The following is a 10,812-nucleotide window of genomic DNA, read 5'->3' as shown; positions in this document are numbered from 1 at the left end:
ACTATTAGCTGGTTTAGTTTAAGTGAAAAGATTCACAAAGTTGGTACATTTAAGAAGATTAAAATTTTGAGTGCAAATATTTACAAAAAAGCCTTACTTCCTTCCCAAAGTAAGGCTTGCCTAATTAAACTATCCTCCCTGTTACTTCAATAGAGTTCAACATAAAGAAACGATAATCCTTCTTGGATTATCGCTCCCTTTAGTGGAGTAAGAAAAAACGATTCTTCTATATTGAAGAATCGCGCCATTAAGTTTCTATTTATTTTCAAACTAGCCCACTATTCCAAGAGATTATACCAAGAAACGGGCGTATAGTATGATCAAGGTGTAAACAGTTTCCAATGCCCTTCGGATAAAACTTCTACCGCTCCTTCGATTACTTTGATTGCGGTTTGATCGTCAATCGCATACGCAGTTCCCTGCATCCCGGCTGCCCATCTCTCTGCGGCAGCCATGGTGTTTCCCGGGAGCATCTCGTGATCCAGGTGCGGAAAGATTGAAAAATCAACCAGTCTCAGTGTTTCATCACCACCGCCTGGTGGAGTCCAGCCAACGAAATATTCCCCTATGTTAGGTGCCAACACCATGCTCCCAGCACTCATTCCCACATAGACTGAGTTCAGTGATGGTAAAAGGTCTGCCAGCCCGGATTGACGCATCCAGTGGCACAGGTAAAGGGCGTCGCCGCCTGACACCAGCAGTACATCTGTCTCCTGAACCAGTGGTATCCAGCGGTTTTCGTCGATGCTTGGAAGCGCTGTGAGCTCCAACACGCCGACGGATTTCCAACCGAGGTCGACCATGGGATTCTCTTCTTTCCCACTGATGAACTGCCAGGCTTTAACGCCAGGGCCAACCCAAGGGTGTCCATACATCGCAGTGGGGATGCACAGGGCGTTGGAGTCAGCAATCGGCTTGCCCAGCATGTCAACCAGCGCGTCGTGTATGCTTTTGTTATTGATGCCTCCAGATGTAAGCAGAAATTTCATAACTTCACTCCTTGTCTTTGTTTGGTACTGTCAAGTCTGTTCTTACTTCTAAGATAGCAACCCTAGCTTTATGAATGATTAGAACACTTCAATTGAATTATTGTTAATCCGATGTTCAGCTTATTTGTCTATTCGAATACCTGGTGAAGCTCAATCTGTCCTATACTTTACAATTCTACAAAACTTATATAAATCCTTGTTCAACTATTCTGCCTGTTAGCTTAAGTACAGTTCTTCACAATTTCCACTTTTCTATAAAGAGTTATTCCATTAAATGGCCCTTTTCATGAAGAAAGACGCTTTCCTTATTTCAGAAAAGCGCCCGATTGTTGAAAATCAGTGGCTGCTGAGTATGGCTCGCACTTATTGAACTCTAGCACACCGTTCGTAACAATGAGGACGGGATGCCAAAGCATCAGTATTCACTCTATCAAATCCTGTTACTTCAACAAAAAAAGAAGCAGCCTAAAATCAGGAGCCTCTTCATTATAGAAAACCTTGAGTTAAATATTAGAATATGCCTTCACATTTACTTCAAAGAATAATCCTGTACGTCATTCCAGTTGTTAACTCTCACGTATCCTGTTTCAAGGATATTGTGAAGAACAGTAAATATGATTCCCTACCCACAAAAACAACGATTGGGGAAAAAAATATAAAGATTTAAGAAAAAGCTAAAGCCTATACTGGTCTTTAGTTTTTTGCTTTTTAATTATGTTTGCATAGTTTATCTTAAACTAACCTGACCTTTCGTTTAAGTATATTTCTTCACAATGCTCTTCTCATTTTAACATCATTTCCCAAATACCTTATTCAACAATCGGGCAGCAGTTATCTACAGTATCATTACTAAAAAGTTGATAGAATGCACCATTATCTTTTTAATAAAAATTTAGCTAGTTTGCTCGGTACTCTCCCATTTATTTGACCATTTCTCTATCTCATTCAGAATTGGCTTAAAGGCTAAACCTTTTTCTGTCAATGAATATTCGATTCGAACAGAAGTTTCTAGAAAGATAACCCGTTTAACAATTCCTAGCCGTTCTAATTCTTTTAGCCTTTCGGACAGTACTCTTCTACTTATTCCTATTGAAGATTCAATACTATGAAAACGCTGTTGCCCGTCTAGCATCGTATAAATAATTAAGCCATTCCAACGTTTACTCAAAATACTTATTGTTTTCTTAAAGCTGGGATTAACCACACATTTATTCATTTTTAATCCCTCCTAGCGTATATTTGGGCAAGCAGGCATTCTGATTTTTTTCTGTGAGTTTGCAGTATTTCAATGAACCATCACCTATGAAAATACTGATGGTTCAATCATTTCTTTAAAATCAGTATTCTGCTTCTTTTGCTTCTCGAATATTTTTATAGGTTTCGGTTAGTAAAACTGTGTCTTCCACCAATCGTGCAATACGGAAGAAAATATCATCATTTACTATTTCTTTACGATGGAAATCCTTTTCTTCTATAAAGACATAAGTTTGAACGATTTGCGCCTTCAGATATGAAAGAATTGGTTTTAATTGTTGTTCAGCAATTAGGAAATGTTTCGGTGACCCAGCTGTAATGACCATGCTGACAATTTTATCTCGTAAGGCATTCACAGGCAGTAAATCAAACAAATTTTTAAGCGTTGCAGGAATAGATGCTTGAAATATGGGTGTACCAATCACAATAGCATCTGCTTCCATCATAGCTTTTGTAATACGTCCAGTATCACCCTCATACTCTAAATAATTTCGACCGTCACTAAATCGAATGTCCATTTCCGCTAAATCAATTAACTCAATCTCAACAGTTGCATAGGATTTTTTAAATTCTTCAAAGACGACATTCATAGCCGTACGCGTTTTTGACCCAACAATTGAACTAGAAATAGCTAGTACTTTCATGTTATTCAGCTTCTTTCTTTGTAAATTTTTTAATCTCAGGAAATATTTTTATACCAATTAACTCAATATTTTTCATAACATTTAATTTTATTGAGTAGTTCAAATTTTTCTTCAAATAACTGTTCATAAGCTCGTACAGGGTCCCATGTACTGATAATTGTTGAAGCACTAGATATCTTAATATTTTTAGTTGCTTGTACAATAGCCCCTAAGACAACTGTGTGTGCCTGAGTTGTAAAATACTCTCCAAGACCAAAGAAATCAATGCCTGCCTCTTCTGCAAGCTTTGCTTCTTCAATTATTTCTTGAATTCGTTGTTGTTGTGTTATACGCTGTCCTGTATGTGGATTTGAAAGAGGATCATCTAAGCCAAACTCGATTCAATCGTCTTTTTTAATTTGATATTGTTCCATATTTATTGCCCCACTTTCAAATTATTTTTGTTAATGTAATTATGAATCTAATAGCATATTTTATAAAGTACGTACTTAAAAGTGGTATAGTATACAAAAAGATACTAAAGGGGTAATTAGGATGAATCTAGAACCAGAATTATGTCGTGTAGAAGATGCTTTAAGCCATAGATCGACTACTGCCATGGTCAAAAAACCTTATCTGTTACTTGTATCGTCTTTAACAAGTTACCTAAATAATAAATCAAGTCCCGACCTCTATGAAGGTGGGGACTATTTGACGCTTGTTTAAGTAAGATTGATAGAAGAAATGAAATGATATAAAATTCATTTTTTTTGTTTTTTATAGACCACTAAGCAATAACATAATGAAATCACAGCAAAAAGAATCGAAACAGCTGCTTTTATTTTTTTCATTATATCCTCCTCCATCCATCTTTTTGTTTGCTTGGCTTATTTTGGAATACGAAATCCACGACATGCCTGCTGTTGCTTTGAAATAAAGTTTGATCAAAAATACCTTACAAATCATTATTTTATAATTAGTAAAAAGAATCCAATTAAAAAAAAGATTGATCATTTTCTACCCGTGTTGCTCTACAATCGCGCCCGATTGTGGAATATCAACTTACCTTTAATTAGGTCGTATTGTTAAACGGAAAACAATAGTTCAATAAAACAGCGGCAGTCTAGGACTTTCTTTTCCCTAGGCTGCCGATTTTGTAATTTCCTTTTCTGATAGTTGTTTATTAATCAACTGACCCCGCATACAACATGCGCCGAGTGTATGTGGCAACACATGGGGTGCAGGTGAGTATTCAGTCTATTGTTCCTGGACTGATTCTTCATTAAATATTGATTTTGATAAATTATGGATAATATCTCCACGGCTTATAATCCCTATAACTCTACCTGCTCCATTCACTACAGGAAGCTTCTTAAAATGATGCTTGGATATTAAACTAATGGCACTTTCAAAGTCATCATCGGGTGCTAATGTCTTAATATTTTTCTTAACCATAATTTCCTCAATAGGGGTATTCATTTTTTCTCTTAATACATCTTCTATTTTTTGAGCTTCTTCTAAATAGGTAACATAGTAAGCTAAATAAAAAGTCTCTGTATGTGGGGAAAGAAAGCGTACGATATCCCCATCTGAAACGATGCCCACTAAATTTCCTTTATCATTAACCACTGGGACACCACCAATTCGATTCGTTTCTAAAATAGAAGTTAATTCTTTGACAGTTGTTGAATGCTTAGCTGTAATTACTTTTCGAATCATAAAATCGCGTACTTGCATGTAGACCTTTCTCCTTTCCGCATAAAGAATAAAGAACGTACTAGCGGCTTTTACAAGGTTAATTTCTTGCGCATACAAAGCTAAGAATGAAGCAATAACAAAATGCAATCACAGCAAAAATAATCGAAACAGCTGCTCTTTTATTACATAATCCTTTTATAGTTGTTTATTAATCAACTGACCATCTATAAACACATGCTGTTTTAATTTCTAGTAGTAGAAAAACCTGATTTTTCGTAAAACACTAAATTTGTGTCCCATAAGGTTGCCTTATACTATTCTTTGATTGCCATTAATTTCTCCGATTGTTGTTTTCTTTTTATGGTAGTGGCGGCAATCTGCAAGCCCATCATCGCTACGTTAATCACAATCAGCCCCGCTATTGCTGTTGAGAAGCTATCCATCGCATCGTGAATCCAGCCAAGAATAAGGGGGCCGGTTGCCCCGATTACATAGCCGGCTGATTGAGTCATGGCCGACCAAGCAGCCGCCTCCTGTGGATTGTCGGTAGCGTCCAAAGGCAGTAGTAGATTGAGAGAAAACAATGCGCCGGCGCCTACACCAATAAAGATCGTGGCAATCAACGGTGCAATGGAGGACGCAAGCATCACAAGCCCTACGAGTTCCGACAGCGCTGCAACCATTAGCCAAAGGCGACGTGAAGGGAATTTACGAAGCATGATTGGCAGAACAAAGCTTACCGGAATCTGGACAACAACGAAAATCGTAAGCGCACTTGCAGCGTAGGACTTACTATAGCCCATCCCTTGAATAATCTGTGGCAACCAAGCTGTGACTGAATAGAATAGCATGGCCATCAAACCGAACGTCAGTGTAAGTAGCCAGGCTTTCTTATTTGTCCATGGCATACTCGTCTTCGTGCCGGTTGAAGTAGGATGATCTTGCGGTCTAATATTCCGCATAACGAACAACCACCATAATAGCACTGCGACGAATGCGATTACCGCCCATATACCGAGCGCGCTCTGCCAAGAGTTCATACTATTCTGCATCGGCACAATCAAGCTCGAGCTTAATGCTGCTCCCAGAGTAAGTGCAACCGTGTATATCGCTATCATCGAAGGCACATGCTTAGGAAAGTGGCGCTTAATAAATCCAGGAAGAAGCGGTCCTACAAATGCAATTCCTATACCCGCGATAAAAGCGGTAATAAGCAAAAATGAGCCCGAATTCGTGAAGAACCTAAGAACAGTACCAACTCCGATGACAAGTAGCGACCATCCTAATACCCGCTCAATACCCCATTTTCCGCTGAACTTTACGGCTACAGGAGCGAAGAGTCCCATACAAAGAACAGGAATCGAGGTCAGCAAACTCGCTACGGAGGCGTTCATTCCTAAGCTGGTTCTAATCGTTTCGAGCAATGGTGCGATTGAATTAATTGCCGGACGCAAGTTCAATGAGGCAATAAATAAAGCGATTATCATTAAAATATATTTCTTTTTCATAAAAATTTCAAACTCCTTCAAGATCTTAGGATCTTATTATAAATTTCAAACCAATAGTAAAGCCCAACTTCACCGTAGATTAATAAGAAATTGGGCTCTTTCATTACTTAATTAAAGCGACCTATTCTGGAATATTTATTTATTTGTTTTTCAATTCTCGTCTTACTAGTGGCATTACTTTAGTAGCTAATAATTCAATCGCACTTGCAATCTGGGATAACGGCTGACAAATATCAAGCTGCATAATAAAGCGATTATGACCAAATAATTCGTGCTGATAAAGAATTTTTTCAACGATTTCTTCAGGACCTCCAACAGCAAGTGCATCATTTTTAGAAACAGCTGCTGCCACTTGATCTTTAGGAATATTTCTTCTCATCATCGTTCCAATATAATTAGAATAATATGGGTAAAATTCATTAACAGCCTGTTCGGCAGTCTTGCCAATATAGCCATGGCTTGTGATTGCAATTTTTAAATCCTCTTCTGCATGTCCTGCCGAAATCCCAGCCTGACGATAGGCTTCTACTAATGGTTTTACATAAAAAGGATTACCTCCTAAAATAGCGAGTGCCATTCCAAACCCAGCCTGCCCAGCCCGAACTGCACTTGCAGGGGTACCTCCTACTCCTCTCCAAACAGGAATCTTATCTTGTTTTGGTCTAGGTGCAATCTCGCTATTATTTAATGGCGAACGAAACTTCCCTTGCCATGTAACACGTTCATTATTATTTAATTCTTGTAACAGTTGTAGCTTCTCTTCAAAAAGTTCATGATAATCATCTAAGTCATAGCCAAAAAGAGGGAACGATTCGATAAATGCTCCTCTACCAGCTATGATTTCAGCACGCCCTCCTGAAATTAAATCTACTGTCGAAAAGTCTTCAAATACTCTTACAGGATCTGCTGTACCTAATACGGTTGTAGCGCTGGCTAGTCGAATATTTTTCGTTGCATGTGCAATCGCTGCTAATACAACAGGTGTAGCTGAAACTGCAAAATCTAAACGATGATGTTCCCCTAAGCCAAAGATATCCAATCCTGCTTCATCGGCTAGCTTCGCTGTCTCGATTATATTTTGAATGCGTTCTTCTGCAGGAATGATTTTTCCAGTAATAGGATCTGGAATTATTTCTCCAAAAGTATAGATACCAAATTCAAACTTCTCTTGATTTGTCTGGCTCATATGGCAACCCTCTTTCATTTATATAATTATCTTTCCTTAAAATAAAATAGCATCCAGTGAATATTGTCCTGCCCCCGTAAGAGCTATAGGAATTGCTACAACTAATGTAGCAAGACAGTATTCATATCCACCTTTTTGTCCTCCCCTTTAATTCTCTTTATCCAAAATGTTTTTAGATTTCCTTTGAATGATGTTATTATTACTCATAATAATCATTTTAAAAAGTACGCACTTAAAAGTGGTATAGTATACAAAATGATACTAAAGGGGTAATTAGGATGAATCTAGAACCAGAATTCTGTCGTGTAGAAGAGTCTTTAAGCATATTAGTCGGGAAATGGAAACCAATTATCTTATTGCATTTATTGAAGAACGGTACTCAAAGATTCAGTGAATTAAAACGAAGAATGCCCGGAATCACGCAAAAAATGCTGACTAATCAATTACGGGAGTTGGAAAACGAGGATATTATTCAGCGTGTTGTCTATCCACAGGTTCCGCCTAAAGTGGAATATTCGATTACCGAATACGGCAGGAGCTTGGAACCAATCTTACACGCAATGCATGACTGGGGAACAAAGCATCAATTGCATAAAAGACAAAAAATGAATGAAAAAGTGAGTAAATAAAAAAACTGCCTTTATTGGCAGTTTTTTTATTAAATATCTAATTTTCTTTAAAGGTGTTGCTCAATTAAATGTCCCGATTGTGGACTAGGAGCTACAGACGATTCTTCAACTAAACTGCCCAGATAGTTTAGGTACAATATTTCACAATCTTTCATGTGTAATAAGAAAGGCGATTATCAAATTGGAAATTAATAAAAAGATTTGATATGACATTAAAAGAGGTATTTTCATGCACTATATTAGCATGAAAATGGAAAAGCATCCAAAGTGGTTCATTCTAATCTATTTACTACTTCTTTCATTGGATTTTCCTGTATTTTACAGTGTGATGAAACTTCCCATGAAGTATATAATAAACTCCGATTCCGGCTAGAATGAAGAAAGTGCTATAAAAATATAATGAACTATAGCCTACTTTTACTGTTACGAGACCGAATAAAAAGGAACCAATTCCAAATCCAAAATCAAATGTTGATAGGTATGTAGCCGTAGCCAATGCCCTTTTTTCAACCGGTGCAATTTGAATGGCGATTGTTTGAAGACTTGGAAAGATGGTTCCCCAACCTAAACCAATAAGGGCCGCTGAAAGAAGAAATGATAGTAATGATGTTGAAGCGCTAAGAAAATATGTTCCAACAGCATAAAGGAAAATTGCCGGATAGATAATTTTATTTGCTCCATAAAGATCAAACCATTTCCCGGTAAAAGGTCTCGAAATTAACAGGATGATAGCATACACTACAAAGAAATAACTAGCTGCTTCAACTAAACCAATCTCTTTGGCATATACAGACATAAAAGAAATAATTCCAGAATAAGCCAAAGCAAAAAATCCAGAAATTAATGAAACGGGAATAGCAGAACCCTCAAATAAGGACTTTATTCCTTTACTTGAATCTAATTTTTTGACTTCTTGTGTTACAGTGTTTTTAGGAATCCGAACAAATAAGGCGACAATCAGAGCAACTAGTGCCAATAAAGCATTAATGAAGAACAATAGATTTGTTCCTCCGTGATGCATAATAGTTAACCCTAAAAAAGGTCCAATTACCATACCAAGATTGAGTGTTAGTCCATAATAGCCCATCCCTTCCCCTTTTCGTGATTCAGGGATGAGATCTGCTACGATGGCTCCGGTAGCTGTAGTTGCCATTCCAAATCCAATTCCATGGAAAAAGCGAACAATAAGTAGTGTAGTGATCGATTGCGTTATAAAATAAAAAAAAGATGAACCACAAACTATTAAGAAAGCTGTCAAAAAAACAGGATACTTTCCAATCCTTTCTATCCATTTGCCCGCGAATGGACGAGTAATGATACCTGCAATTAAAAAAATTGTAACAATTAGCCCAACTTCCGCTTCATTACCATTTAGTCCTTGCAAGGCATATATCGGTAAAGTAACCAATAAATAATAAAATATTGTAAAGGTAAGAAAATTAGCTATTGAAATACTAATAAAATTTTTTGTCCATAATTTGGGCTTGAGCAATATAATTCCTCCATTATTCATCTATATTAAAAAATATAAGTTTTGATATATTAAATACTTGCTGTTAGTTATTTTTATCATTTTTTGACAGAATACTCCCTTGCCCAAAGACGGATTAGGATAATCCGAAAATGAGCGCCTATCCTTGTTCAAAGATAGCGCCCGATTATGGAATATCAATGCCTAAATCTCATTCGAGATAAGCCCCTGTTACTTTATTTGGATGCATTTTGTCTACAAACTGTGCCTAACACCCATAAGATGTTCGTTGAGAATAATTATTTTTCAGTTGCTGTATTCCCCATTGCAATAGAAATTCTATTCCAACTGTTGATTTGATTAATTATTAGTACAAGGTCAACATATTGTCGCTCGTCATAATGTTCACGTACTCGTTGATAAAGCTTATCTGGTACACGTTTTGTCGGGATTAAAGTCACGTATTCTGTTAACTCAAGAGCCACTTTTTCTGGATCTGTGTAAAATGTGCACTCTCTCCAGGCACTAATTCAATATAATCGTTGTTCCGTTTCACCCATTCTTCTAGCATCAGCTGTATGCATGTTAAGACAATATGCACAACCATTTATTTGAGATGCCCGAATTTTTATAAGTTCACGAAGTTTACGGTCTATACCTGTTGTTTTCGTATACTTCCCCATTTCCATCATTATTTTTAGTGCTTCTGGTGATACATTGTAATAATCAATTCGTTGTTCCAATTTAATTCCTCCTTATATTTCTTTTTATTTAAGACATTATTAATTCAGGTGCTAATCTTGAAGCAGCTTCTTCAGCTTCTTTAAATGCTTTTTGTAATACTTCATTTAGTTCTAGTAAAGCAGTTCCTTGTGCCCGAATGATTTGATAATCTTCAATGCCAAGGAAATTGAACATTGACTTCAGGTATTTATTAGAGTAATCAACTTCTGTATACCAATCATTATTGGTATAGATTGAGCCACTTGCTTGTATGACAAGCATTCTTCGTCCGTCTTTAAGAAGTCCCACTGAACCATTTTCAGTATATTTAAAAGTTTCACGTGCAATCATTATATTGTCCATATAGTCTTTTAACTTTGATGGAATATTAAAATTATGCAAAGGTAAAACGATAACATACGTATTTGCACTTTTAAATTGTTGTAAGATTTCTGACATACGCTCCGTTACATTTTTTTCTTGGCTAGTTAGTTCCTGTTCTTTTCGTTGTTTTTCCCATGCACTTAAAACCGTTTTATCAATCATAGGCACTAAATCACTGTACAAGTTAATTTGCTCAATTACTTCGTTATCAGGAATTAATTCTTTGTAAGCTTTCAAAAAATGGTTAAAAACCTGCAAGCTAACTGAAGAAGTATCATCTATATTTGGATGTGCATTTATGATAAGTGTTTTGTTCATTTGTATTTCTCCTTTAAAATGAATTTTAG

Annotated in this window: 9 protein-coding genes and 2 pseudogenes; 1 reads left to right on the top strand and 10 read right to left on the bottom strand. The window is 36.7% G+C overall.

Annotated features, from left to right (window positions below):
• Positions 1-320 precede the first annotated feature (320 nt).
• From V7164_RS19155 to V7164_RS19125, 7 genes and pseudogenes are all read right to left on the bottom strand, one after another.
• A complete protein-coding gene (locus tag V7164_RS19155; protein ID WP_335347530.1) occupies positions 321-989 on the bottom strand; it encodes a Type 1 glutamine amidotransferase-like domain-containing protein in 669 nt (222 codons plus the stop codon).
• 892 nt (positions 990-1,881) lie between these two features.
• On the bottom strand, positions 1,882-2,205 hold the full coding sequence (locus tag V7164_RS19150; RefSeq protein ID WP_335347529.1) for a winged helix-turn-helix transcriptional regulator: 324 nt from the start codon (positions 2,203-2,205) through the stop codon (positions 1,882-1,884).
• Positions 2,206-2,326: 121 nt separating this feature from the next.
• Entirely contained in the window at positions 2,327-2,887 is a 561-nt protein-coding gene (locus V7164_RS19145) for an NADPH-dependent FMN reductase (RefSeq protein WP_335354927.1), read from the bottom strand.
• A 122-nt stretch (positions 2,888-3,009) separates the two neighbouring features.
• A pseudogene (locus V7164_RS19140) lies at positions 3,010-3,267 on the bottom strand (LLM class flavin-dependent oxidoreductase); the annotation flags it as partial.
• An 856-nt stretch (positions 3,268-4,123) separates the two neighbouring features.
• Positions 4,124-4,603: a CBS domain-containing protein gene (locus V7164_RS19135; RefSeq protein ID WP_335347526.1), complete on the bottom strand. Its 480-nt coding sequence runs from the start codon at positions 4,601-4,603 to the stop codon at positions 4,124-4,126.
• 275 nt (positions 4,604-4,878) lie between these two features.
• Positions 4,879-6,072, bottom strand: a complete 1,194-nt coding sequence (locus tag V7164_RS19130) for an MFS transporter (protein ID WP_335347525.1) — start codon at positions 6,070-6,072, stop codon at positions 4,879-4,881.
• 139 nt (positions 6,073-6,211) lie between these two features.
• The gene (locus V7164_RS19125; RefSeq protein ID WP_335347524.1) at positions 6,212-7,258 is read right to left on the bottom strand and encodes an LLM class flavin-dependent oxidoreductase; all 1,047 of its coding nucleotides are present in this window, start codon (positions 7,256-7,258) and stop codon (positions 6,212-6,214) included.
• Positions 7,259-7,536: 278 nt separating this feature from the next.
• Between V7164_RS19125 and V7164_RS19115 the strand changes: the two genes are divergently transcribed.
• On the top strand, positions 7,537-7,887 hold the full coding sequence (locus V7164_RS19115; protein ID WP_335347523.1) for a winged helix-turn-helix transcriptional regulator: 351 nt from the start codon (positions 7,537-7,539) through the stop codon (positions 7,885-7,887).
• A gap of 298 nt (positions 7,888-8,185) precedes the next feature.
• Here V7164_RS19115 and V7164_RS19110 read toward each other — a convergent pair whose 3' ends face one another.
• The 3 genes and pseudogenes from V7164_RS19110 to V7164_RS19100 all read right to left on the bottom strand — a co-directional run bounded on the left by V7164_RS19110 (position 8,186) and on the right by V7164_RS19100 (position 10,783).
• Positions 8,186-9,379, bottom strand: a complete 1,194-nt coding sequence (locus tag V7164_RS19110) for an MFS transporter (RefSeq protein WP_335347522.1) — start codon at positions 9,377-9,379, stop codon at positions 8,186-8,188.
• A gap of 278 nt (positions 9,380-9,657) precedes the next feature.
• Positions 9,658-10,101: pseudogene (locus tag V7164_RS19105) on the bottom strand (carboxymuconolactone decarboxylase family protein).
• Positions 10,102-10,129: 28 nt separating this feature from the next.
• Positions 10,130-10,783 carry an FMN-dependent NADH-azoreductase gene (locus tag V7164_RS19100; RefSeq protein WP_335354928.1) on the bottom strand — a complete coding sequence of 218 codons (654 nt, stop codon included), beginning with the start codon at positions 10,781-10,783 and terminating at the stop codon, positions 10,130-10,132.
• Positions 10,784-10,812 lie beyond the last annotated feature (29 nt).

Source organism: Bacillus sp. JJ1474, assembly GCF_036965225.1.
In the GTDB taxonomy this organism is placed as follows: domain Bacteria; phylum Bacillota; class Bacilli; order Bacillales; family Cytobacillaceae; genus Cytobacillus.
The sequence above is the reverse complement of the archived record's forward strand: the minus strand, read 5'-3'. Positions and strand labels throughout refer to the sequence as shown.

Bases quoted from the DNA above. Each gene is read 5' to 3' on its own strand.
- V7164_RS19155 (WP_335347530.1), bottom strand. From the start codon at position 989: ATGAAATTTCTGCTTACATCTGGAGGCATCAATAACAAAAGCATACAC.
- V7164_RS19150 (WP_335347529.1), bottom strand. From the start codon at position 2,205: ATGAATAAATGTGTGGTTAATCCCAGCTTTAAGAAAACAATAAGTATT.
- V7164_RS19145 (WP_335354927.1), bottom strand. From the start codon at position 2,887: ATGAAAGTACTAGCTATTTCTAGTTCAATTGTTGGGTCAAAAACGCGT.
- V7164_RS19135 (WP_335347526.1), bottom strand. From the start codon at position 4,603: ATGCAAGTACGCGATTTTATGATTCGAAAAGTAATTACAGCTAAGCAT.
- V7164_RS19130 (WP_335347525.1), bottom strand. From the start codon at position 6,072: ATGAAAAAGAAATATATTTTAATGATAATCGCTTTATTTATTGCCTCA.
- V7164_RS19125 (WP_335347524.1), bottom strand. From the start codon at position 7,258: ATGAGCCAGACAAATCAAGAGAAGTTTGAATTTGGTATCTATACTTTT.
- V7164_RS19115 (WP_335347523.1), top strand. From the start codon at position 7,537: ATGAATCTAGAACCAGAATTCTGTCGTGTAGAAGAGTCTTTAAGCATA.
- V7164_RS19100 (WP_335354928.1), bottom strand. From the start codon at position 10,783: ATGAACAAAACACTTATCATAAATGCACATCCAAATATAGATGATACT.